The following is a 23,231-nucleotide window of genomic DNA, read 5'->3' as shown; positions in this document are numbered from 1 at the left end:
TGCGGCGGCTCGGCGGGAGCCTCGCCCTCCCAAAACCTCATTTCTCAATGACGGTAAGAATGGCACGTTGGAACCCTCCCCGACCGCGCAACTGGTGCGGGCAAACTGCGACCCCACCACCCATGTTCTGTCACCTCTGGGTTAACTACAAGCGGGTGGGGCAACAAGCTGACCGAGCAGGGTCTGCAGCTCGCCGTAGTCGAGCGGCTTGCGCAGGAGCGATACGAAGCCCCGCGCTTCGATGCGCGCTTGGAGGTTCGGAGTGGGATAGCCGGTCACCATGATGATGGGGATCGCGGGGTACTGCGCGTGAAAGGTCTCCGCGAACGTCAGTCCATCAGTCCCGGGCATGTCGTAGTCGGTCACCACCGCGCGGATTTCTCCGAGCGTTGGCAGCGGCGGCAGTTCGTGGACGCCACTGAACTCTACTACATGGTAGCCGTCGTCGCGCAGGTTCTCGGCCAGCGCACCGCGGAACCCCTCGTCGTCGTCCATGAGCAGAACCATTGTGGGTCTATGTGAAGGGTCCTCGGATCCGCAGCTCGACATGAAAAACCGTTCCCTGCGGTTCTGCGGGAGCAAATCCAATGCCCCCACCGTGCGCGATGACAATTTGCCTTACAATCGGCAGCCCGAGGCCGCTGCCCTGTGGCTTGGTCGTCTCAAATAGGCGAAACGCTTCCACCGTTTCGGGAATGCCAGGCCCGGTGTCGGCGACCGAAATGCGCACCCGGTCGGCGTCGAGCGGAGTGACGACGATCCGGATACGGCCGGGCCCGTGATCGATGGCCTCAATGGCGTTCTTCACCAAGTTCTCGAACACGCGGTGGAGCTTCTCTTCGTCTGCCGTGATCGAGGGTACGGCAGCGGGCACATCGAGGGTGATGGCGATCGCGCGGGCGGAGGCCAGGGGCTGCCACATTTCGATCACCGCGGCAAGGAAGCGCGGCAAGTTGACGGGTTTCAGATCGAGGCGCTGCTCGCGCGAAAACTCCATGAACTCTTTGACCAGTCCGTCGAGCCGATGGACCTCGGCGACGATACGCTCGGCTGGTTTCAGGATCGAACTGAGCGGCTGCTGTCCGTCCCGTTGGGCGCGACGCAGGATGAGCTGCGCTTGCATCGACACGCCCGCCAGCGGATTGCCGAGATCGTGGACGATCTGGGCGGTAATGGCCCCAATGTCCGCCAGCCGATCGCGTTGCCGCGCCTGCTTCTGCAGTTCCTGCATCATCGCCTCGCTGCGCTTGCGCTCGCTGATGTCGCGCGCGATGGCCGAGGCCCCGATCACCGTGCCGTGCGCGTCCTTGATCGGCGAGATGGTCACCGACACGGCAATCGTCTTGCCGCCCTTGCGCACGCGAACAGTCTCATAGTGATCGATGACTTCGCCGCGGCGGATACGGTCGAGGAACCGTGGCATTTCGTCCTGGCGTTCGGGGGGCACGATGATCGCGATCGAACGGCCGCGCACTTCGTCGGCGGAGTAGCCGTACATTTTCTCGGCGCCGGCGTTCCAACTGACGATGGTGCCGTTGGATGTCTTACTGATGATGGCATCGTCCGACGACTCGACGATGGCGGCCAGCTCACGTAGCTGCTTCTCGGCCTCCTTGCGTGCGCTGATGTCGCGAACGGTTCCGGTGAAGATCCGCCGGCTGCTCAGTTGCGTTTCGCTGACGGCGAGATCCATGGGAAAGATCGTGCCGTCCTTGCGCAATCCCATCACCTCGCGGCCGATGCCGATGATCTTCCTCGACCCGGTTCGACGATACGCGGTCAGGTAGTCGTCGTGCTCGTCGTCGTACGGCGCCGGCATGAGCAGCTTGATGTTGCGCCCGATCACCTCGGCGGCGGCGTAGCCGAACAGCCGTTCGGCCGCGGGATTGAAGGATTCGACCAACCCGAGTTCGTCGATGGTCACGATGCCGTCGACGGTGGTATCCAAGATCGCCCGGGCGCGCGCTTCGCTTTCGCGCAACGCGTTCTCCGCCCGTTCGCGCTCGACGATTTGCTGACGTAGACGAGCGGTGGCCGACGTGGCCTTCGTGTCCGGCATAGATGCTCAGCTAGCACGGCGCCGGGGGGCTTTGCACGGGAAGCCCGGGGCACCCTGCGACGAGGCAACTTTCCCACGGCAAGGAAAGTTTCGCATTTCGCACTGGCAAAATGTGGAACGTTCCGCCGCGCTTCACGCCGTGCGGCCGTCAATCCTACTGCTCCGAATGCGGCATCCACATTGCTCCCGAGCTTTCCGCAGGTTGGCATCGATGCATGAGCACCGTCTTCGAATGACAGCGGGCGGGGTGCTCCAAGCGGTGAAAGGCGCAAGCGGCATGAAGTCAAACATCGGAACGCGGTTCGCACGACTGTTTCTGACGCTGGCGCTGCCGCTGATCTACTCAGTCACCGCTGCGGCAGCAGTGTTCAACACTGACGGGGCCACTCACAATGCGACCACCGGCGGCTGGGATCTGCCGACGAGCCTCGGCTCGGGCTATGACAACTGCCTCTTTTGCCACAAACCTGGCGGCATCGCTTCCGACACGTCGAGCTATCTCTTGGGCGGACACAAAAACATGTCGAGGCCGGCCGACGGGGCCAAATGGACAATGCCCGGCGTTGACACCACCCATCCGTATTTAGGGGATTCGACCCAAGCTTCAGTCGGCACCGATGGATCCTTTCTCTCACTCTGGATACAGGAACTTTACCCCACGATGCCCGTCGACTGGACGACCGGCATCGGCGCTGCTCCCAGCTCGGTAACGACGGGCTACTGCGCCAAGGACCCAAGCGGAGCGGTCGGCTCAGATGATCTTCCAGACCTGGCCGCATGCCCAGATTGCGAGTCTCCGGTAATGGGGAATGGCAACGCCGGCTATCCTTTGAACTATCCGACCCAAGCCATTTGCGAAGCCGCAAAGAAGCCGTCCACCGGTGCGACCGGCTACGTATGGATCGCGTCGACCACCCAACCGCTCTACTGGATCTACGGCGGCGCGGGTCTTGAAGGCGGTCCGCCGATGATCGAGCGCGGCAGCCAACCCTATAAGTGTGGTCGTTGCCATACGACCGGGTGGACGGCCAATCACACGGCGGACGACATCAGCACCAAACACCCTCAGAGTGATTTCCCGACCGTGGACTTCAAAACCCTGACGGCAGTCGGCAGCGGCACCTTACTTCTCAGACCCTCCACAGCGGGAGACTCCGCCACCGACGTTTCGTCCTGGGACCAGTGGGGCATTCAGTGCTCGCGGTGCCACGTTGCGGCAGACGGTCACCATTCGACGTGGCCGACAGCCTCGACGACTGGCGGCGACATCATTGCCGCTTGCATGACGTGCCACCGAATGGAAAGCGACACGGCCCCGAGGGCAAACGCAAATCAGAACGGCTACGCGGCCAATACCAACGCGGCGACACCGTTTACCAACAAGCAACAGCAGCCTGACGGGTTCGCGCATCATCCCGACGGACCCGAGTTCCTCAACAGCCCGCACGCGAAGTTCTCAGGGACATGGGGCCAATTGGGTTGCCCACCGTACGCCATCAATGGGTATGGCGGCAGCATCACGCCATACGCCCCCGGCGCGCCGACCGAGTGCAGCCCGGGCACGATGAATCTAAATGGTGTGACGAACTCGTTGTACGCCAGCAAATTCGCGCAGGCCGCGAAGATCGACTTGAAGGGAATTTCTGACCGCGCGGCTGGTTCCTGCGTTACCTGCCACGACGCTCACGAGCCTCTGAACGAGAACGTAGCGGGCATGAGCAAGAGCGTGAAAGTGGCGTGCACGGATTGCCATTCCAGTTCAACCGCTACCATCAGTCCGCAGGTCGACCCTTCGCACATCAATCACGTGGCCGGACCGGGCACGCCGTTGCAGGATGCTGCCACCGATCCGTCGAGCGCCTGCTCCACCTGCCATCAGCCTCCTGGCATCAGGCACGTGTGGAGGATAAACACCGACCCGTCCTACTCCATCTATGGCGACTACACATACGCCTACCCTGTGAACGGTGCGAGTGCGGCGGCGTCCGCCAAGAATGTAAACCTCTCCAACACCGCTCCTGACGACACCTATGCTGATGCTGTCTGGATCGACCTCGACAACGCCTGCGGGCAGTGCCACGGCGGCGGAGTGTCGCGCGATGACGTCACGACCACCGGATCCATCACGGCGGGATCCACCGACGGGGCGACCATCAATCCCCTCACGGTTGCAGATGCCACCGGCTTCGCTTCCGGCAAAGAGGTTGAGATCGCCGGAGCCGGCGTGGCGGGAGCCGACTTCAAGACCATCATCGCCAAGGTATCGGGGACGACGGTATATCTGACCTACCCGGCGGTCACGACGGTTTCCGGCGCAGCGGTCACCGTAAAGGGAAACCCCACGGCGAACGGTGCACCGTATTTCACCAAGGCGCGCTTGGCCGCGGCGGCCACCGGTATACATGCCGCACCAACGGCTCTGCCAACAGCGACACCAACGCCGACACAGACGCCAACGCCGACTGCAACACCGACCGCAAGTTCCACCGCGACGGCGACGGCGACCCTCACCGGTACGAGTACTCCGACTGAGTCGCCGACGCCAACTCAATCTCTCACAGCCACCATCACAGCAACACTCACACAAACTCCCGTCCCTTGTGTCGGCAACTGCAACGGAGACGCTGAAGTAACAGTCGAGGAACTCATCACTATGGTCAATATTGCCCTCGGCCTCACTCCGCTTTCGACCTGTCCCGAAGGTGACGCGGGCAGAGACGGAGAGATCACCGTAGAGGAAATCATTGCGGCGGTGAACATCGCCTTAACTGCGTGTCCCTAGCTTGATCCTGGGACAAGACGCTACGCACTGACCACCGTCTTGATGTTGGTGAACTCCTTGATCCCATACGCGCCCAGCTCGCGCCCATAGCCCGACTTCTTCACGCCGCCGAAGGGCAGGCGCGGGTCGGACTTCACCATCTCGTTGATGCACACGAGGCCAGCCTCCAGTCGCCGCGCAAGTCGCTGCGCGCGCTCGACATCGCGAGTCCACAGACTGGCGCCCAACCCGAAGCGAGTATCGTTAGCGAGGCGCACGGCATCGTCCGCGTCGCGCGCAACAATTACGCTCGCCACCGGGCCGAACACTTCCTCATCGTAAGCCGGCTTTCCTTTACGGACGCGTGCCAACACCGTCGGCGGATAGAAGCAGCCGGTGCGGCTGAGGCGTGTGCCGCCAGTCAATAGCGTGGCGCCGCGGCGCAGCGACTGACGGACCTGCCGGTCTACCTCGTCGACTAGGTCGGGACGCGCCAGCGGGCCGACTTGCGTCGTTTCATCCAGCGGATCGCCGACACGCAGCGCCGCCATCGCCGCGGTGAACCGATCGGTGAACTCTCCGGCAACGGCACGCTCGACGATGAAACGTTTGGCCGCGATGCAGCTCTGACCCGAGTTGATCGTGCGCGCCTGTACGGCGCTGGCGCAGCAGCGATCGAGGTCGGCGTCGCGCAGCACGATGAACGGATCCGATCCGCCCAGTTCCAGCACCACCTTCTTGAGATGCGTGCCCGCCGCCGTGGCCACCTCAACACCCGCCGCTTCACTGCCGGTGAGTGTCACGGCGGCGATGCGCAGGTCGGCAATGACCCGGGCGACGCGGCGGGACTCGATCAACAGCGTCTGGAACGTACCCTTCGGCAAGCCGGCGCGACGGAACACCGCCGCGATGGCGAGCGCACACTGCGGCACGTTCGACGCGTGTTTGAGTACGCCGACGTTGCCGGCCATCAGCGCCGGCGCCGCGAAGCGGAATACTTGCCAGAAGGGGAAATTCCACGGCATGACCGCCAGCACTACGCCGAGTGGATCGAACTCGACGATGCTGCGCGCGGCGTCGGTCACGATCGGCTCGTCGGCAAGTAGCCGCGGCGCTTCACTCGCGAAGTATTCGCAGGCCCAAGCGCACTTCTCGACCTCCGCAGTTGCTTGCGTGATGGGCTTGCCCATTTCGAGCGTGATCAACCGCGCAAAACGGGACGCATCGCTGCGCAAGATCGCCGCCACCCGCTGCATCAGCCGGCCGCGCTCCGCGATTGGAACGTCGCGCCACTGCCGGAAGCTGCGTTGCGCGGAGACCAGTGCCGCGTCGATTTGCGCGGACGTGTGCGGAGCGAAGCGTTTGAACACGACGCCGGTTGCCGGGTTGAACGACTGGATCGCCATGCTGAGGATTCTCCCAAACCCGCGCGCCGCCCGCCAGTCCCAGTCGGGCGCGATCCCGCGCGACACTCACGCAGTAGCCCGCGACCATAGCTTGGCCACTTCGAACCACGCCACGCTGGCGACCCCCGCGGCCAGGCACAGCGCCCAGTCGCCGAGTCGCAGCGGTGCGAACTGAAATAGATCACGCAAACCCGGAACGGTGAGCACCAGAATCATCAGCGCGAGCGCCGCGCCGCCGACCCACCACAGCACGCGATTCGGTGACTGCGCGACCTGCACGATCGTGCGTGACCACGACCGGTTGATCAGAATCAAGCCGAGGTTGGCGACGATCAGCGTGGCGAACATCAGCGCGCGCGCCGCCCGCTCGCCCCGGTCGTGGCGCAACGCCCAGCCAAAGACCAGCAGCACCGTGACCAGGATGCCGAGCCCTTGCAACAAACCGCGCCCGATCATTTTGCGGGTGAACATCAGTTCATGCTGGTTGCGCGGCGGACGGGTCATGATGTCGACCTCTTCCTGCTCGGCCTCGAAGCCGAGCGAGCACGCCGGGTCGATGATCAGTTCGAGAAAGACGAGATGCACCGGCAGCAAGACTAACGGCCACTTGAGCAGCAGCGGCACCAGGGCGGCGCCCGCGATCGGGATGTGGACCGCGAAGATGTATGCCATCGCCCGCTTGAGGTTGTCGTAGATACGCCGACCCATTCGGACCGACTCGACAAGGGACGAGAAGTCGTCGTCGAGCAACACAATGGCCGCAGCCTCGCGGGCGACGTCGGTACCGTGCCCGCCCATCGCGATCCCGATGTGCGCGGCCTTGAGCGCCGGCGCGTCATTGACTCCATCGCCGGTCATCGCGACGACCGCACCGGTTGCCTTGAGCGCGTTGACGAGGCGCAGCTTCTGTTCCGGCACGATACGCGCGAACACGTTCACGTGCGGAATACGTCGTGCCAGCTCCGCCTCGTCGAGCGCCTGCAGCTCAGCGCCGGTCAACACCGTTTGCCACTCCGCCAGCCCGATCTGGCGGGCGATGTTCTGCGCCGTGCCGGGGTAGTCGCCGGTCAGCATGACGACGCGAATGCCGGCGTCGTAGCACTCGCGAATCGCGCGCGGCACCGTGGCGCGCACCGGATCGGCCAACCCGACGAGTCCGAGAAACTCGAAGTCAAAGTCGTGCTGTTGCTCGGGCAAGGTCGTCTGACGGAAGTAGGCGCGCGCGACGCCGAGCACGCGCAGGCCGTCCTCGGCAAGACCGGTGACCTTGTGTGCGATCGCGACCGCCTGCGCCGCGTTCACGTGGCAGAGGTCGACGATTGCTTCGGGGGCGCCCTTGGCCGCGATGACGTACTCCGTAGCGTCGGGCGCACGCCACACGTGCGAGAGCGCGAGCAACTCGTTGGAGAGCGGATACTCGCGCACCAATTGCCAGTCGCCGTGCAGATGCTCGGTGTCGGCGAGGGCGTCGCCGGCGAAGCGCTTGAGCGCCAACTCGGTGGGGTCGAACGGATCGCGTTGACTCGCCAGCAACATGAACTCGGCGAGCGCATGAAACGGCTCGGGAACCTGTTGCCGGCCGTCGACGAGTTCGACGGCCTCTTCATCCGCGACCAAACGAGTCACCGACATCTGATTGAGCGTGAGCGTGCCGGTCTTGTCGACACACAGCACGGTCACCGCGCCGAGCGCTTCGATGGCTTGCGCGCGCCGCGTCAGCACGCGGCGCTTCGACATGCGCCACGCGCCGAGTGCGAAGAATACCGCCAGCACGACGGGAAATTCTTCCGGTGTCATCGAGATCGCCAATGAGATGCCGACCAGCGAGGCCCGCAGCCAACCGCCGATGGTCAGTGCGTAGAGCAGGCTCACCACCACGCACAAACCGATCCCCAGCACGGCGAAGATGCGAACGATGCGCTTCATCTCCGCGCGCAACAGGGTGTCACCCGATTCGAGGCTCTGAAGGCGGCGGCCGACTTTGCCGATCTCGGTCTGCATGCCCGTCTGCTCAGCCCGAGCGATGCCGTGGCCACGTGTGACCAGCGTGCCGGAGTAGACGAGGTCCGGTTCGTCGCCAGGTTCAAACGTTGCCGCCTCAGTGTGCGCCGACTTGCGCACTGGGAGTGACTCCCCTGTCAGCAGAGATTCGTCGACCCAGAGGTGGGTCGCCGATAGCAGCGCCGCATCGGCCGGCACGCGGTCGCCCTCCGACAGGATCAAGAGGTCGCCCCGCACCACCTCGCGGCCCGGGATGCGCTGCGGCTGAGCATCGCGAATGACGAGTGCGCGCGGGCTGGTCAGATCGCGCAAGGCTTCGAGCGCGCGCTCGGTCTTGTGCTCCTGGTAGAGTTCGATGGCGATGACGAGGCATACGCCGACCAGCAGCATGAGCGCCTCGCCGAGCGTGCCGAGCGCGAGATAGATGGCGCCAGTCGCGAGCAGCAGGAGCAACATCGGCTCGCGCAATACGCCCGCCACCATCGCCACCGCGCTGCGCCGATTTTGCGCCGGGATCTCGTTGAAGCCATCGGCCTCCAAGCGGCGGGCGGCTTCGGCCTGCGTCAGACCCGACAGCGATTGCGCATCGATCGGTGGTTGGAGCGCCGCGTGAACGGTCATCGTCGTTGGCGGCTACTGCGCGCAGCCATGCGCGAGCCGCGGCGACACCCACAGCCCGTCTGCAACTTTCACGTAGCGCGTGTCGAGAAACTGCACCATCGGTGCGAGATAGTCGCGCGTGCGATAACCCCACACGTCGCCGGAGAGATCGATCGACACGACGGCATCGGTGGTCGGCAAGCTCGCCAACACGTCCGGTTGGCCGACCTCGGCGACCCACGGCAGCATGAACAGATAGCGCGACACCGGCGGCATGCCGGTGAAGACGTGCATCAGCGGATCGGCCGGGTAGTAGGCGAGAGCGACGTCGTCGCGGTCACAGCGCCAGCGGGTGATCGTCCCGGCTCGCTGCTCGTAGTCGCCGAAGTTGTGGGCGTAACTCAAGCGGTCGACATGGGTGAGGCTCACGCGGAGATCGCTCGCGACCACCCACAGCAGCATCGCCGCGACCACCAGGCGCGTCACCGCGAGGACGCCGCGAGTCGCGGCCCGCGGCGCGGCCGCGTCGCGTCGCCACTCGCCCGAGACCAACCCGCCCGCGGCAAACAACGCCACGAGCACGAACGCGTTGGCGCGGAAGCGCTCGTCGCCGATGCCGGCGAGGAGCAGCGCCGCAAACAGGTAAAGATAGATCGCGGCGGTCACGCGCCGGCGCTGTACCAGCATCGCGCTCGCGCCGATCACCGCCAGCCGCAACAGCAAGCCGGTGAAGATCCAGCGGTCCGGTTCGATCAGGCGCGGCAACGCCAGCGAGACATTGCGCCACCGCGCATCGAACACATCGAGTCCGGTCGCTGCAACTTGCGCGGTGCGCCACAGCGGAAACGGATCGACGCGGGTATACTTCGCATACACCTCTGCGTTGAAACGTAGGACGTCGTGGGTGAACGCACCCAGCGCGCCGCTGCCCCACAGGTAGCCCGCGGTTAGCGCCATCGCGGCGGCCACCGCGACGCCGATGCGCAGGCTGAAGCGGGCGCCCGCAGTCAGCGCGAGCACCGCGAGGCTGAGCAGCACGGGATACACCGCGAGTGGATCGGAGAGTATCGCGATGATCGCGCCGACGCTGAGTGCCGCGCGGTGGCGGCGATCGGGGCGTAGAGAGCCGCTCGCGATCGCCACCGTCAGCGTGCCGACCAGCAGCAACGCCGCCGCGGTGAAGTTGTGGTACAGAACCATGTTGCTGAGATTGGCCGGCGACAGCGCTCGCCACACGACGGCGGCGATGCCGATCGCGATTGGGAACGGCGTCAGCCACATCGCGGTGCCAAACGCAGCCAGTTGAAACAGCAACTGCGAGAGCCGCCATGCCAGCAGCGATGGCCCGCACAACGCGGCGACTAGTGCGCTCCAATAGTACGCGAATGGGAAGTGGTGTGAGAAGATGTCGCGGTACAGCACCCAGCCGCGCGCGATCAGCATGCCGGCGGCGAGATTGTCGCCCTCATCGATCGAGTCGCGTCCATAGAGATGGATGCAGCCGATGGCACCGGCAATGACCAGCAGCAACGCGCCAAGCCGGCGGCGGGGCGGCGGGGTCATTTAGAACCCGAAGCAAAAGATGTCGGGATGCGCGGCAGCGTACGTGCGTCCGAAATCGAGCTGCGCCATGCTTTGCGCATGGATTTCGAACAACGGCTCGCCCGTGGCGACGACGTCGCCTACCGTGCGCAGCAGCCGCACCCCGGCCGCGGCGTGGGCGGGCGCGCCGGCGCGTTTGGCGACCCGTGCGATTTCCCAGCAGTCGATCGCGCGAATGTGGCCGTCGCCAGCCGCCGTCACCGTGTGGCGGTACGGCGCCTCGGGCGGGAACTCACGCGCGCCTTGCGCCGCCACGATGCGATCGAGCGCCTGTTCGGCCGCGCCGGAATCCAGGGCCTGCTGCGCCGCGCGATAGCCGCCCGCAGGCGGCACGCTGCCGACCATCTCCAAAATGCGCGCCGCGAGATAGAGTGACTTCTCGCGCAAGTCGGTCGGCGCGCCGGGTGTGCGGCGCAACACCGCGAGCACGTCGAGTGCTTCGAGCCGCGGCCCGATGCCCCAGCCGATCGGTCCGTGCGCCTCAGTAATCACCACCTCGAGTCGCAGATTGATCTCCTTCGCCACCGCGCGAAAGAGTTCCTCCAAGCGCTCTGCCGCCGGCATGGATCGAATCTTCGCCGTCCGACCGACGGGAATGTCGATCAGGGCATGTGTCGCGCCCGCGGTCTTCTTCTTCGACAAGATCGAGGCCACCATTTGCACCTCGGTGTCGATCTCCATCGGCCGCTCGACGGTGATGAGGATGTCGTCGGCTGGTGCGAGATCGAGCGCGCCCCCCCACGTGATGCACGCGCCGGCTTGCTCAACCACTTGATGGATGCGTGCCGGTGAAAGCGCGACCTCAGCGAGCACGCCCATCGTATCGGCCGTACCGGCGGGGCTGGTGATCGCGCGCGACGACGTCTTCGGCACCGTCAAACCGAGCGCAGCCAGAATCGGCACCACCACCATCGTGGTGCGGTGCCCGGGCACACCGCCGATGCAGTGCTTGTCGACGATCGGCCCGGGGCCGAAGTCGAGCGTGGTGCCGGCGGCGATCATCGCCCGCGTCAGGTCAACGGTCTCGCTGAGGTCGAGCGTCTGCAACGCGCAGGCGAGCACGAACATCGACAGCTCGACCTTCGAGTAGCGGTGTTGAACGACGTCGGTGAGAATCGCGTCGAACGCCGCGCGGTCGAGCCGCTTGCCGCGCAACTTGCGACGCACGAAGTCGACGCTGCGCGGGGCCGGCGCAATGGTAGCGCGCACGGCGGCGCCGTCGGGCAGACCGAGATCGCGGAAGGTCACGTCCGACAAGCCGATCTCGTCGTGCGCCACCAGCGCATCGCGGCAGAAGTTGAGGATGCCGGTGACTTCACGCGGCGGTCCGCCGGCGGGATCATCGCCGACGACATGCACACGATCGAGCGGTTGCAAGCCGAGATTACCGGCGCGTACGGCCGCTTCGTGAATGAACACCACGTGCTCACTCAGCGTGTCAATCTGCAGATGCTTGAGTCGGAACATGGCTGGTGGCTTATGGCTGATCGTCGACTGCAAATCCACAGACCAGGGCGCGCTGCGATCAGCGAGCGGCCAGCGCGGCGGCCAACAGCGGTGCCGTCGCGATGCGATTGGTCGGGTGCGGCACGGTGTCGCACGAGACGATCCGGCGTACCCCGGCCGCGCGAATCCGCGCCAGTGCGCCGGGCGTGAAGATCGCGTGCACGACGATCGCGTCGACGGTGCGAATACCGGCGCGCCGCAGCGCCCGCGCGGCGACGGCGAGCGTGGCGCCGCTGCTGGCGATGTCGTCGACAATCACCGCCCTCGTGGTCGCGGGCAATGGCGGAAAGTGAATGCGGACCGAACGATCGGCCAGTCGTTGCTTGGAGCCGAAGACCCACGGCCGGTGCGCGGCACGCCCGATTGCCCGCACCCACGGCTCCGATTCGCTGTCCGGTCCGACGATCAGGATGTCGCCCTCGGCCCGCCGTAGCCACTCGGCCAATACCGGCGCGGCGGAGAGAGCGCGCGCGCCGCGACCGAAGGTCTCCGCGAGGTGCCGCGTCCGGTGCAAGTGCGGCTCAACGGTGAGCACGCGATCGAACGCACGCCGCAGCAGCGAGCCGATCACGCGTTGCGAGATCGGTTCGCCGGCACGGAAGACGGCGTCTTGGCGCATGTACGGCAAGTACGGCGCCACCAACGTTACGGTGTGTGCGCCGCTGCGGCGCAAGGCGTCGGCGGCGAGCACGGTCTCGATTAGTTTCGTGTTCGGATCGAACAGCGATCGCACCAGCACGGCATGGCGTGCAACCGGCGCGGCGACGCGCACCAGCGTCTCGCCGTCGGGAAAGCGGTGAACCTCGACAAGCGCCGGAGGCGCCGTGCCCAGGTGGGTGGCGAGGTCGCGCGCGCCGCGGGCGCTGTCGGCAAATGTGTGCAATCGGAGCCGCATCACCGCTCGTGGCGATAGCATCCGCTGCGACACCGAACAACGGAGCGATCGCGTCCAGAAGCTTTACAACGGATTGCGCGGATTACACGGATTGCTCTCGGCGCGTGCCTCCGCGCTCGGATTTCTTTCGGAGCGAGGTGAGTGTGGTATGAGAGTGTCCGCCATGACGTTCCCGACTGCCGACGAACTGATCGTTTCCACACTCGGCCCATGCACTGTCCCGTGCGCGCTGCTCGGCAGCGGAATGCCCTTTGTGGACGAAGCCCATCGAGTGTTGCTCTCGGCGGACGTGGCGGACTTGGAGCCCTACCTGCGATCCGGGCAATCACCGCCGGCGTTCGAACCGGCTGGACCGCGGCGGCAAGTGTTCTTCGATCCCAAAGCACTGACCTGCGGCATCGTCACCTGCGGTGGCTTGTGCCCGGGGATCAACAACGTCATTCGCGCGATCGTGTTGACCCTCACCTACAGTTTCGGCGTCGGGCGCGTCCTCGGCTTTCGCTACGGCTACGCCGGCCTGGCGCGTAACGCGCAAGAGCCGCTGTCGTTGATGCCAGCAATGGTGGACCGCATTCACGAGTTCGGCGGCACCGTGCTGGGATCGTCGCGCGGACCGCAAGCAGTCAGCGACATGGTTGACACGCTGGTGCGGCGGCGCATCGGAATTCTCTTCGTCATCGGCGGTGATGGCTCCCTGAAGGGCGCGGCGGCGCTGAGTGCGGAGATCGCGCGTCGCGGCGAGCGCATCGGTGTGATCGGGATTCCGAAGACCATCGACAACGACATTCAATGGATCACGCGCAGCTTCGGCTTCGCCACCGCGGTGGAGGCCGCGCGTATGGTCATCAACGGCGCGCATCAAGAAGCGCTCGGGGCATGGAACGGCGTCGGCCTGGTGAAGTTGATGGGTCGGCAGGCCGGCTTCATTGCGGCGCATGCCACGCTGGCGAGCTGCGACGTCAACTTCTGCCTGGTGCCGGAAGCACCGTTCGCGCTGGATGGCGAGGCGGGAGTGCTTCAGGCCCTGGAGCGCCGGCTCGAGCGGAAACACCATGCCGTCATCGTGGTCGCCGAAGGCGCGGGGCAAGAGCTCATTCACGAGCCGGGTGGCGCGCATGACGCCTCGGGCAATGTGAAGCTCAAAGACGTTGGGCCGTTTCTCAGGGAACGAATCGCGCAGCACTTCGCCGCGCGCGGCGCCGAGGTCACCGTCCGCTATCTCGATCCGAGCTACAGCATTCGCAGCCAGCCGGCGAACTCGATGGACGCGGAATTCTGTCTCGCGCTCGGCCAACACGCGGTGCACGCGGGCATGAGCGGCCGCACGAACATGATGGTCGGCTTCTGGAATCAGCAACTGACGCATGTGCCGATTCCGCTCGCGGTGGCCAGCCGGCGGCAACTCGATCCGGACGGGCCGATTTGGCAGCGCGTCCTCGAAACCACGGGACAGTCCGCGTTTTCAGCCGCCGCCGGCGAGCCGGTTTCGTCCTAATATTGATTTATCGCTCAACGTTGACAATGTATTGATCAGCGATAGTATCGACCACAAAGCAGGCCACGGCGGACACAACCGAGCGCGCCAGGCGCGCGCCCGCGGTGGCGATGTGGGAGGTTGCCGATGATCGCAGAACACACGAACGGTGCACGACGCGCCGGGGCGTCTCCGGTTGCGAGCGGTTTCGCGCTGCAGGACGTCGATGAGCCCAACTTGTTGCGCGAGATGTTTCCGTACGACGCGCCACCACGCATCGTGCTCGACGGCTCGACGGAACCGCTCGACCCCGCGCCGGCGTTCTACATCACCGACACGACCTTCCGTGATGGCCAACAGGCGCGGCCGCCCTACACCGTGCGGCAGATCCTTGATCTCTATCGCATGCTCCATCGCCTCGGCGGGCCGAACGGAATCATCCGCCAAGCGGAGTTCTTTCTCTACTCCGACGTCGACCGCGCGGCGGTCGAGCAGTGTCTGGCGCTCGGGTATAGCTTTCCGGAGGTGACAGGATGGATTCGCGCGGTGGCGTCGGATTTTCGCCTGGTCAAGGAGATGGGGCTCGAAGAGACGGGCATTCTCACTTCGTGCTCCGACTACCACATCTTCCGCAAGCTGAAGAAGACGCGGCGCGAGGCGCTTGATGACTACCTGCGCATCGTGCAAGCCGCGCTCGATGCCGGCGTGCGCATTCGCTGCCATCTCGAAGATGCGACGCGGGCGGACTTTTACGGCTTCGTCGCACCATTTGTGTGCGAGCTGATGCGGCTGAGCGAGGCGAGCGGCATGCCGATCAAAATCCGCGTCTGCGACACGCTCGGTTTCGGCGTGCCGCTGCCCGGCGTGGCCCTGCCGCGCAGCGTCCCCAAGCTGATTCAGGGATTGCGGCGCGAGTGCGGTGTGCCGTCCGACTGTCTCGAGTGGCACGGGCACAACGACTTCCACAAGGTGCTCGCCAACGCGTCGGCCGCGTGGCTGTACGGCTGCATGTACGCGAACGGCACCCTGCTTGGCCTCGGCGAGCGCACCGGCAATCCGCCAGTCGAGGGGCTGGTGATGGAGTACATTTCGCTCACCGGCGACGCGAACGGCATGGACACGTCCGTTATCACTGAGATTGGCGAGTACTTCGAACGCGAACTGAACTATCGCATTCCGCCGAGCTATCCGTTCGTCGGGCGCGACTTCAACGTCACCCGCGCCGGGATTCACGCCGACGGGTTGCTGAAGGACGAAGAGATCTACAACGTCTTCGACACCACCGCCGTGCTCGGCCGGCCGCCGCGTGTAGCCATCGACAAAACCTCCGGCACCGCCGGCGTGTCGTGGTGGATCAACTCGTACTTCCATATCCCGGCGACGGCGCGAGTGGACAAGAAGTCCGATGCGGTGAAGCACATCACCGAGTGGGTCGACGACCAGTACCGGCACGAGCGTACGACGTCGATCTCCGACGAAGAGCTGCTGGCGCAGGTGCGCGTGCACCTTCCCAGCTTGGTGGGGAACGAGTCTGCGGTTGCTGGGACACGCGTGGTGTCTCACGACTCGGCGCTTCTCTGAGCGGTTCCTTCACGCTCGCCGGCAGTGGGGTTCTGGTCGGACCCGCAGCGCGCTATGATGCCGCGCCATGAAGACGATCGATCTGCGCAGCGACACGGTCACCAAGCCGACGCCGGCGATGCGTGCGGCCATGGCCGGCGCCGAAGTCGGCGACGACGTCTACGGCGAAGATCCCACCGTCAACGAGCTGCAACGGGTCGCGGCGCAACGGCTCGGCAAGGAAGCCGCGATCTTCGTGCCGTCGGGCACGATGGCGAATCAACTCGCGATCCGCGCGCTGACCCATCACGGCGAGGTGATGCTGGCGAGCGACGGCGCGCACATTCTGAAATACGAGTCGGGCGCCGCCGCCGCGCTGGCCGGTGTGCAGACCCGGAGCATTGGAAGCGGCGGTGTGTTCGACGCCGACGACGTTCACGCCGGTGTCAGTCCTGGCGATCATCACTATGCGCCGACGACGGTGGTGGCGATCGAGAACACCCACAATACCGCCGGTGGTCGGGTGTTCCCCTTCGAGCAACTCCAACGCGTGGTCGCGGCCGCGCGCGCACACGGCTTGAAGTTGCACCTCGACGGTGCGCGCCTGTTCAACGCCGTGGTGGCCAGCGGCATCCCCGCGGCGACATGGGCCGAACCGTTCGACACGGTGTCGTTCTGTTTGTCGAAGGGTCTCGGCGCGCCGATCGGCTCGCTGGTGTGCGGTTCGGCCGAGGTCATCGACCGCGTCCATCGCTTCCGCAAAATGTACGGCGGCGGCATGCGGCAAGCGGGCATTCTCGCCGCGGCGGGGTTGTACGCGCTCGAACATCATGTCGACCGACTCGCCGACGATCACCGCAACGCGCGCCGCTTGGCGGACGGGCTGACGCGGCTCGGGCTCGTCGTCGATCCGGCGCCGGAAACCAATATCGTGCTCTTCCACGTCAACAACACGATGGAGTTCCTGCGCTCGATCAGCGTTCGGCAGCTCTTGATGAATCCAGTTAGTGCGCAGGTGTTCCGCGCGGTGACCCATCTCGACGTGTCGACCGCCGACATCGACGAGGCGCTCACCCGCATCGGCGACGCGCTCAAGAAATAGCCGCGCCCAACAACTGCCTCGCTGCTTCTTTCGACAATCGCGCGGCTGCTGCGCGAATCTCCGGGGTCACCCAGCGCGGGAACGTGGTGGTGACGACGCGGTGTTTGCCGCTCGCGGTATGCTGTTCACGAATCGCGGCCAGTTGCGCCGGCTTGAACTGCGACGCCAACCGCACCAATGCCGGCCACAGCCGGCGGTGCACGTAGGTGATCTTGCCGCCGATCAGGCGGCAGACCAGCACATCAGGTGAGTCGCGCACCGCACAGGTCGCGTTGTGGATGGCGTTGCCGCGTGGATGCCCCCACCAACTGCCGCGAATCGGTTCGCCGGCGATTGCCTGCGCCAGATTCGGCACCGGCCCGCGCGCCGATTCGAGGACGACGCCGTGTTCGGCGACGAAGGCTAGCGCGTCGATACTTGCCGCTCGCGCCATTGGCGCACGATTGCTTCCGCGTCGAGCAGCCCAAGACTCGTCGGCGGTCCGGACACCGTCGTACGGTTGACCTTGGCGATTTCCCGGTTGAGCGCAGCGATGCGAGCACGCACGTCGGCTTCGCGGGTGAGCGTCCACAGCTTCTCGATCTCGCGCTCGACCTTCACTCTAATCGCCATCGCAGCAGGGACATCGGAGACCTTCTCGCGTCGGACAAGATCCTTCAGCCACCACATCGGATCGTGCGGACCATCGAGTCCGGGGATCGGTTTTCCCTTTCCCGACAAATTGTCGAACTGCCCGTCTTGCTGCGCTGCCCGGACCTGTTGTTCGATCCACGACTCCCACGTTTGCCCGGCAGGTTTGCGCTGGGTCATACGGCTCTCCTGACGCCTTGATTCTTCGTCAACCGGTGCGGTTCCCGTACAACTGCTCGCGCAGATCGATGCCGATGCGCGTGCCGTCGAGGCGCAGATGGCGCGGGTTGTAGTCGGGGTGACGAACGGACAGGGCGATGGCGGACGGTTCGATGTCGGGCGGCGTGGCAAAGCCCGCGACGCCGGCGTCGGTGGTCTGCAAGCGGGCGATGACGTTGTCCGCATGCGTGTGGACGATCACCTCGGCGTTCTTGATCGGTGGCTGCTCGCCGGATTGATCCGCGTCGTTGTCGAGCACGGTGACCCGCGCGGTGCGGCCGTCGGGCGCCGGTGCGACTTCCACCGCGAGATCGCGCAGCCAAATCATCGGCTCGCCGGTCACCGTCTTCATGCCGATGCGTTCGAGATGCCGCGCGGGGTTGGCGCGCAAGCTCACGTCCTGCGCCGCCATGCCGTGATCGCTGGTGAAGACGAACAGGGTCGAATCGACCAGGCCTTTCGCTTCCAGCATGTCGAGAACATGCCCGAGGCGCGTGTCGGTCTCGGCGATCGCGGTGCGCAGACCGCTACCGTGCGGGCCGTAGTCGTGGCCGGCGCCGTCGGTCAGCGCGAACTCGTGCGCAACCAGCACAGGCAGTGGGTGCGACGGGTCGTCGAAGAGCACAAAGAGCTGGGCCATGCCGCGCGTGTCGAGCACGGCTTCGCGCTGCACCCCTTCGTGGCCGTCGGCGAGGTAGCGTGGATGAATCGCCGCGCCGAACTCCGCCGTGAGCGCCTTCATGCGATCGCGCGGACCGACGATGCGTCGCTCCAGCGCGGCGTGATCGGCGCCACGTCCCTGCGGCTCATGGATGTTCGCCGTGAATGCCGCGGGACCGAGCACGCGATGAAACGCCTCGTACAGCGTCTCGACGCCGTCGCCGAGATAGCGTTCGGTTTGCACGCCCTGGCCTTGCGGCGCGAGCGGTTGCCGCGCGGCGCGGTCGTAGTAACTCGGGTTCACGATGTCGTGATGGCCGCAGTATGCGCCGGTGAAGATGGTGCTGTGGCTCGGCCAGGTGATCGACGGAAAGTTCACCGTCGAGCCGTAGACGAAGCGCGCGCTGCGATCGAGGAGCCGGCGCAGATTAGTGATGATTGCATCGTTGGTGTCGAGCAGGTGGCGCAGCTCGCTGTTGCTCAGGCCGTCGAAGATGACGAAGTAGACCCGTTCGGGTTTGGCGCTCGTATCGACGATCTCGTCGAGCACGCGCCCATCCTGTCGTTTGAGATACACGTCGGCCGCAACACCGCGCTCGCCCGCCGTGCGGCCGGTACCGTCCTTGCCGTCGATCAACGGAAAACGCATCAGTCGGCAAACCGTCGGGGCGATGTCGACGTGGCGCGGCGCGGACTCGTAGAGCCCGGGCTTGATGCCGGGCCCGGCGAACGCCAGCGGCGCACGCGACTGCACGATGTCGAGTGCGCCGTGCTGACCGGCTTGGAGTCCGAACGCGTAAGCCTTCGCGCTGACCACGATGTCCGGCGCGTTGGGGCTGTCGAACAGTTGCGCGATGCGTTCGTACGCGTACGGATAACTGACCTGCGACGGTTCGATGAACGCATGGTTGACGTCTTCGGTCGGATGTCCCGATGCGGCGGCGGCGGATAGTTCCTCCGCACACGTCGCGATCGGCGTGTGGCGCTGATCGGCAATCGGGTTGTTGCCGATCTGCTCGATCACCTTGTACTCGAAATGTCCGTTGGCGAGCAGACGCTGAAAGCGGATCATGCCGCGCTGCGCCCAGACTTCATACGCGTCGCCGCGGCAGGTGATGGCCAGGTCCATGTGCTCGTGCACGTGGGGATCGGTGAGCAACGCGAGAATCGCGCGATCGCCCGACTCGTCTTGGTTCGGATCCAGCCCCTGCCCACCCGATCGCTCCGGCCCGCAGACACGCTCCATGCACGCTCCTCTTTCTGGCTTTCCTTTAATCTCACTCCGAGGAAAGGAATTCAACGCAAAGTCGGCGGAGACTCAAGAAGGCCCTCGATACGCTCGCTTCGCGATCTACTCGGGCAAACGGACATTGGGCTCCTCAAGAAAGGAACCGCTTCCCCGAGTAGTCGCACTGAGGAGACGCCGCAGGCTTCGTATCGAAGGGCGGCGTATCGAGGGGCGGCGAGTCTTTGTGCGCCCGCGCCTTTACTCGCCTTCCTGCCCTGTGCTTGAAGGGACACGGATGGACTATCGCGGAAAAGTCGCGCTGATCACCGGCGCGTCGTCGGGCATCGGCAAGCAGATCGCCCTCGACTTCGCGCGCCGTGGCGCGCATGTGGTGCTCGCCGCGCGACGCGCGGCACTCTTGGAAGAGGTCGCCGTGCAGTGCCGCGCGGTCGGTGTCGAGGTGGAGTCATGCGTCGGTGATCTCGCCGAGCGAGCGTTCGCCGAAGCGGTCGTGGCGCGCGCCGTCGAACGATTCGGTCGGCTCGACATCCTGGTCAACAACGCCGGCATTCCCAAGCACAAGCAATTCTTCGATGTGACGCCCGAAGACATTGACTACACGATGCGGGTGAACTTTCTCGCACCGGCGTATCTCACAGTCGCCGCGCTGCCGGCGATGCTGCGCCAGGGCGAAGGCTACATCATCAACATCTCGTCGGGCGCGGGGAAGATCCCGCCGCCGCGCGAAACCGTCTATGCCGCCTCAAAGTTCGCGCTCACTGGATTCACCGAAGGCTTGTGGCTCGATCTCGTCGGCTCGAACATTCATCCGGCTGTCATTCACGTCGGCCCGATCGACACCGAGATTTGGGACAAAGCCGCGTCCGAAGCACCGGTGCGCTATCGCGGCAAGAAATATCCGCCGAGCCTGATCTCCGACGCGGTCTTCGAGTGCATCGAAAAGAAGCGCCACGAGATGACCGTACCCAAATCACTGCGCTGGGTGTTCTTGTTCAAAGCCTTGCTGCCCGGTCTGTTCCGCAAGGGCGCCGCGCGCTGGGACCCGGTGCCGGCGACGACCATCGCCGCCGCGCGCGACAAGGCCAAGGCACGCCCGCGGTGAATGTGTCGCTCAGCGTGTCGAGATGCCGCCGTCGACCGGCAACACGGCACCGGTGATGTAAGCGCCGGCGCGCGAAGCGAGGAAGATCGCGGTGCCGGCCATGTCTTCCGGTTCGCCGATACGACCCAGCGGGCACGACGCAACGATGGCGTCGCGAAAGCGATCGAGCGTCACTGCCATCATCTTGCTTTCGAACGGACCGGGCGCGATTGCGTTCACCGTAATGCCATCGCTGGCCAGCTTCATCGCCAACGCGCGCGTCAGGTGATGCACGGCAGCCTTGCTGGCCGAGTACGCGTAGGTCTCCAGTAGCGGGACTTTCAATCCGTCGATCGACCCGATGTTGATGACGCGCGCCGGATCGCCGGGCCGCGCGCCCTGCTTGAGCTGCGGCAGCAAGGCGCGCGTAAGATGAAAGACACCCTTCACGTTGAGCGCCAACACCTTGTCCCACGCCGAATCCGGAAACTCCTCCAACGGCGCGCCCCAGTTGGCGCCGGCGTTGTTCACCAAGATGTGCACGGCAGACTCGCGCGCGGCGATCGCTTGCGCCAGGCGATTGCACTCCGCCTCGGTCGAGAGATCGGCGGCAATTGCCACGCAGGGGCCGTGTGGCGACAACTCGGCGACCACTTTGTCGCAATCCGCTTGCTTGCGCGACGCGATGTACACTTTCGCGCCGTGTTCGACGAAGCCGCGCGCGATCATCAGCCCGATACCACGTGAACCGCCGGTGACGACGGCCACTTTGCCTTGAATCGAAAATAGATCGTTCACCAGGTCCCCTCCTCGAACATCGCATCGAGTCTCTTGGCTCGCCGCCGCAGGAACTCGCGTTGCTCCGGATGCGTAAGAATGTAGAGGTCCTTGCGCTCGATCGCGCGCACGACGCGGCGGGCGACTTCTTCGGGCGCGATGGTGCCGCCCTTCATTGCGCCGTCTGGCACATCGACCGGTGCGCCGTTCTCCAGCAGGGGTTGCTCGCCCGGGTTGCGCAGCTCGGTGGGACGCATGCGCACCGAGTTCTGATTGATATTGGTGGCGACGATCATCGGGCACAGCACGCTGACGCCGATGCCGCGCGGCTTGAGCTCGCGCTGCAGCGCTTCGGTCAACCCGACCACCGCGAATTTCGAAGCGCAGTAGATGCCCAGCCATTGCATGCCGACCAACCCCGCCATCGACGCGGTGTTGACGATGTGGCCGCCGGTGCCTTGCGCGATCAGCCGAGGCACAAAGGTTTCGACGCCGTGCACCACGCCCCAGAAGTTCACGTTCATCGTGAACTCCCAGTCCTGATGCGTCGACTCGCAGATCTCACCAAAGGTGGCGACGCCGGCGTTGTTGCAGACGATGTGGACCGCACCGAAGCGCTGCGTCGTCGCCTCGGCCAGTGCCTGCACGCTGGCGAGCTTGGTCACATCGGTTCGGACTCCGAGCACCGCGGCCCCGGCGGTGGTCAGCTCGGTGGTCGCCCGCTGCAGCGCTGCCTCGTCGAGATCGGCCAGCACCAGCTTCGCGCCGCGCGCGGCAAACGCTCGCGCCATGGTGAGGCCAATCCCGCCGGCGCCACCGGTGATGACCGCCACTCGGTCCTTGAACGCATCCATGCATATCTCCTTTGGGGTCGTTGCCTGCGTGAGTTCGCGCGCCGGCTCCGAGTAGCACCGACGATGGACTTTGCACAAGTAGGCCCTCGATACGATCGCTTCGCGATCTACTCGGGCAAACGGGTATTGAATTCGCCGAGAAAGAAACCGCTTCCCCGAGTAGCGGCACTGAGTAGCCGCCGAAGGTCGCGTATCGAAGGGCTGCGTATCGAGGGGCCACTGATGCTGGCCGAACATCCGACGAAGAAGTTTTTCCTTGCTGACGGCTTTGCTGCTGTGCTAATTGCGGCCACCGACTTGGTCGAGCAGTGCCGAACACATCGCCATCAACGAAGCAATTCCGCGTTCACGCTGCTTGGCAGGCGCGCGCGGGGCTCTGAGGGGGGCGCGACGGGTCCGCGCTACGGTGCGGACCCGTCGCGAGAGTCACCGGCCAGGCACGAACGCCAACAACTCTCCGATGTCTCGCGTCATGATTGGACTTGTCGCCGACTTTCCCGAGCGGCGCGGCATCGCCGTCAACGTTGGGGCGCGGCGCCTGGCGATCTTCCGGGTTGGCACCGACGTCTTTGCAATCGACAACGTCTGCCCGCATCGCGGCTTTCCCCTGCATGACGGCTTGATCAATGATGGCCGCGTGTCCTGTCGCACGCACGGCTCATGTTTCAACTTGCAAACCGGTGCCGTCGAGCGCGGCCCCGCTACGCGCGGCGTCGCCGTCTACGCCGCCGCTATCGTCGGGGACCACGTCGAAGTCGAGATCCCCGACTGAGCGCCGGATCCCTTTCCGATTGT

General features: G+C 65.2%; 18 protein-coding genes. 6 read left to right on the top strand and 12 right to left on the bottom strand.

The window, feature by feature from the left end; all coding sequences use genetic code 11:
• Window positions 1-141: 141 nt before the first annotated feature.
• Both HYR72_09115 and HYR72_09110 read right to left on the bottom strand, forming a co-directional pair.
• A complete protein-coding gene (locus HYR72_09115) occupies window positions 142-495 on the bottom strand; it encodes a response regulator (GenBank protein ID MBI1815125.1) in 354 nt (117 codons plus the stop codon).
• A gap of 19 nt (window positions 496-514) precedes the next feature.
• Window positions 515-2,059 carry a PAS domain S-box protein gene (locus tag HYR72_09110; GenBank protein ID MBI1815124.1) on the bottom strand — a complete coding sequence of 515 codons (1,545 nt, stop codon included), beginning with the start codon at window positions 2,057-2,059 and terminating at the stop codon, window positions 515-517.
• A gap of 277 nt (window positions 2,060-2,336) precedes the next feature.
• Between HYR72_09110 and HYR72_09105 the strand changes: the two genes are divergently transcribed.
• Entirely contained in the window at window positions 2,337-4,841 is a 2,505-nt protein-coding gene (locus HYR72_09105; protein ID MBI1815123.1) for a hypothetical protein, read from the top strand.
• Between the two features lie 20 nt (window positions 4,842-4,861).
• On the opposite strand, the gene HYR72_09100 is transcribed toward HYR72_09105, so the two are convergent.
• The 5 genes from HYR72_09100 to HYR72_09080 all read right to left on the bottom strand — a co-directional run bounded on the left by HYR72_09100 (window position 4,862) and on the right by HYR72_09080 (window position 12,830).
• Window positions 4,862-6,226, bottom strand: a complete 1,365-nt coding sequence (locus HYR72_09100; protein MBI1815122.1) for an NAD-dependent succinate-semialdehyde dehydrogenase — start codon at window positions 6,224-6,226, stop codon at window positions 4,862-4,864.
• A 66-nt stretch (window positions 6,227-6,292) separates the two neighbouring features.
• Window positions 6,293-8,848 (bottom strand): cation-translocating P-type ATPase, encoded by a 2,556-nt coding sequence (locus tag HYR72_09095; GenBank protein ID MBI1815121.1) that lies wholly within the window; start codon window positions 8,846-8,848, stop codon window positions 6,293-6,295.
• Window positions 8,849-8,860: 12 nt separating this feature from the next.
• Window positions 8,861-10,390 (bottom strand): hypothetical protein, encoded by a 1,530-nt coding sequence (locus HYR72_09090; GenBank protein ID MBI1815120.1) that lies wholly within the window; start codon window positions 10,388-10,390, stop codon window positions 8,861-8,863.
• Window positions 10,391-11,896: a thymidine phosphorylase family protein gene (locus HYR72_09085; protein MBI1815119.1), complete on the bottom strand. Its 1,506-nt coding sequence runs from the start codon at window positions 11,894-11,896 to the stop codon at window positions 10,391-10,393.
• A gap of 58 nt (window positions 11,897-11,954) precedes the next feature.
• Window positions 11,955-12,830, bottom strand: a complete 876-nt coding sequence (locus HYR72_09080; protein MBI1815118.1) for a ribose-phosphate diphosphokinase — start codon at window positions 12,828-12,830, stop codon at window positions 11,955-11,957.
• A 163-nt stretch (window positions 12,831-12,993) separates the two neighbouring features.
• On the opposite strand from HYR72_09080, the gene HYR72_09075 reads away from it, so the two are divergent.
• The 3 genes from HYR72_09075 (at window position 12,994) to ltaE (ending at window position 16,966) form a co-directional block, all read left to right on the top strand.
• Window positions 12,994-14,325: an ATP-dependent 6-phosphofructokinase gene (locus HYR72_09075; GenBank protein MBI1815117.1), complete on the top strand. Its 1,332-nt coding sequence runs from the start codon at window positions 12,994-12,996 to the stop codon at window positions 14,323-14,325.
• Between the two features lie 126 nt (window positions 14,326-14,451).
• Entirely contained in the window at window positions 14,452-15,885 is a 1,434-nt protein-coding gene (locus tag HYR72_09070) for a 2-isopropylmalate synthase (GenBank protein ID MBI1815116.1), read from the top strand.
• Between the two features lie 67 nt (window positions 15,886-15,952).
• Window positions 15,953-16,966, top strand: a complete 1,014-nt coding sequence (gene ltaE, locus HYR72_09065; GenBank protein MBI1815115.1) for a low-specificity L-threonine aldolase — start codon at window positions 15,953-15,955, stop codon at window positions 16,964-16,966.
• On the opposite strand, the gene HYR72_09060 is transcribed toward ltaE, so the two are convergent.
• From HYR72_09060 to HYR72_09050, 3 genes are read right to left on the bottom strand one after another with little or no spacing between them, the layout of a single operon-like run.
• Window positions 16,956-17,399: a hypothetical protein gene (locus HYR72_09060; GenBank protein ID MBI1815114.1), complete on the bottom strand. Its 444-nt coding sequence runs from the start codon at window positions 17,397-17,399 to the stop codon at window positions 16,956-16,958. The genes ltaE and HYR72_09060 overlap by 11 nt on opposite strands.
• On the bottom strand, window positions 17,369-17,776 hold the full coding sequence (locus HYR72_09055; protein ID MBI1815113.1) for a DUF1992 domain-containing protein: 408 nt from the start codon (window positions 17,774-17,776) through the stop codon (window positions 17,369-17,371). The genes HYR72_09060 and HYR72_09055 overlap by 31 nt, the downstream gene beginning before the upstream one ends.
• A 28-nt stretch (window positions 17,777-17,804) precedes the next feature.
• Window positions 17,805-19,721: an alkaline phosphatase family protein gene (locus HYR72_09050; GenBank protein ID MBI1815112.1), complete on the bottom strand. Its 1,917-nt coding sequence runs from the start codon at window positions 19,719-19,721 to the stop codon at window positions 17,805-17,807.
• Window positions 19,722-19,998: 277 nt separating this feature from the next.
• Between HYR72_09050 and HYR72_09045 the strand changes: the two genes are divergently transcribed.
• Window positions 19,999-20,826, top strand: a complete 828-nt coding sequence (locus HYR72_09045; GenBank protein ID MBI1815111.1) for an SDR family NAD(P)-dependent oxidoreductase — start codon at window positions 19,999-20,001, stop codon at window positions 20,824-20,826.
• 9 nt (window positions 20,827-20,835) lie between these two features.
• Here the strand turns inward: HYR72_09045 and HYR72_09040 are convergent, their stop codons facing one another.
• The gene (locus HYR72_09040) at window positions 20,836-21,603 is read right to left on the bottom strand and encodes a glucose 1-dehydrogenase (GenBank protein ID MBI1815110.1); all 768 of its coding nucleotides are present in this window, start codon (window positions 21,601-21,603) and stop codon (window positions 20,836-20,838) included.
• Window positions 21,600-22,436: an SDR family NAD(P)-dependent oxidoreductase gene (locus tag HYR72_09035; protein MBI1815109.1), complete on the bottom strand. Its 837-nt coding sequence runs from the start codon at window positions 22,434-22,436 to the stop codon at window positions 21,600-21,602. The genes HYR72_09040 and HYR72_09035 overlap by 4 nt, the downstream gene beginning before the upstream one ends.
• Window positions 22,437-22,908: 472 nt before the next feature.
• On the opposite strand from HYR72_09035, the gene HYR72_09030 reads away from it, so the two are divergent.
• Window positions 22,909-23,208 carry a Rieske (2Fe-2S) protein gene (locus HYR72_09030; protein MBI1815108.1) on the top strand — a complete coding sequence of 100 codons (300 nt, stop codon included), beginning with the start codon at window positions 22,909-22,911 and terminating at the stop codon, window positions 23,206-23,208.
• Window positions 23,209-23,231: the final 23 nt, after the last annotated feature.

Source organism: Deltaproteobacteria bacterium (genome assembly GCA_016178705.1).
Lineage (GTDB): Bacteria > Desulfobacterota > Binatia > HRBIN30 > JACQVA1 > JACOST01.
The sequence above is the reverse complement of the archived record's forward strand: the minus strand, read 5'-3'. Positions and strand labels throughout refer to the sequence as shown.

What these genes read in the sequence shown, in the direction of transcription:
- HYR72_09115 (MBI1815125.1), bottom strand. Translation starts at nt 495, where the DNA reads ATGGACGACGACGAGGGGTTCCGCGGTGCGCTGGCCGAGAACCTGCGC.
- HYR72_09105 (MBI1815123.1), top strand. Translation starts at nt 2,337, where the DNA reads ATGAAGTCAAACATCGGAACGCGGTTCGCACGACTGTTTCTGACGCTG.
- HYR72_09060 (MBI1815114.1), bottom strand. Translation starts at nt 17,399, where the DNA reads ATGGCGCGAGCGGCAAGTATCGACGCGCTAGCCTTCGTCGCCGAACAC.
- HYR72_09090 (MBI1815120.1), bottom strand. Translation starts at nt 10,390, where the DNA reads ATGACCCCGCCGCCCCGCCGCCGGCTTGGCGCGTTGCTGCTGGTCATT.
- HYR72_09055 (MBI1815113.1), bottom strand. Translation starts at nt 17,776, where the DNA reads ATGACCCAGCGCAAACCTGCCGGGCAAACGTGGGAGTCGTGGATCGAA.
- HYR72_09070 (MBI1815116.1), top strand. Translation starts at nt 14,452, where the DNA reads ATGATCGCAGAACACACGAACGGTGCACGACGCGCCGGGGCGTCTCCG.
- HYR72_09035 (MBI1815109.1), bottom strand. Translation starts at nt 22,436, where the DNA reads ATGGATGCGTTCAAGGACCGAGTGGCGGTCATCACCGGTGGCGCCGGC.
- ltaE (MBI1815115.1), top strand. Translation starts at nt 15,953, where the DNA reads ATGAAGACGATCGATCTGCGCAGCGACACGGTCACCAAGCCGACGCCG.
- HYR72_09045 (MBI1815111.1), top strand. Translation starts at nt 19,999, where the DNA reads ATGGACTATCGCGGAAAAGTCGCGCTGATCACCGGCGCGTCGTCGGGC.
- HYR72_09030 (MBI1815108.1), top strand. Translation starts at nt 22,909, where the DNA reads ATGATTGGACTTGTCGCCGACTTTCCCGAGCGGCGCGGCATCGCCGTC.
- HYR72_09100 (MBI1815122.1), bottom strand. Translation starts at nt 6,226, where the DNA reads ATGGCGATCCAGTCGTTCAACCCGGCAACCGGCGTCGTGTTCAAACGC.
- HYR72_09085 (MBI1815119.1), bottom strand. Translation starts at nt 11,896, where the DNA reads ATGTTCCGACTCAAGCATCTGCAGATTGACACGCTGAGTGAGCACGTG.
- HYR72_09050 (MBI1815112.1), bottom strand. Translation starts at nt 19,721, where the DNA reads ATGGAGCGTGTCTGCGGGCCGGAGCGATCGGGTGGGCAGGGGCTGGAT.
- HYR72_09080 (MBI1815118.1), bottom strand. Translation starts at nt 12,830, where the DNA reads ATGCGGCTCCGATTGCACACATTTGCCGACAGCGCCCGCGGCGCGCGC.
- HYR72_09110 (MBI1815124.1), bottom strand. Translation starts at nt 2,059, where the DNA reads ATGCCGGACACGAAGGCCACGTCGGCCACCGCTCGTCTACGTCAGCAA.
- HYR72_09075 (MBI1815117.1), top strand. Translation starts at nt 12,994, where the DNA reads ATGACGTTCCCGACTGCCGACGAACTGATCGTTTCCACACTCGGCCCA.
- HYR72_09095 (MBI1815121.1), bottom strand. Translation starts at nt 8,848, where the DNA reads ATGACCGTTCACGCGGCGCTCCAACCACCGATCGATGCGCAATCGCTG.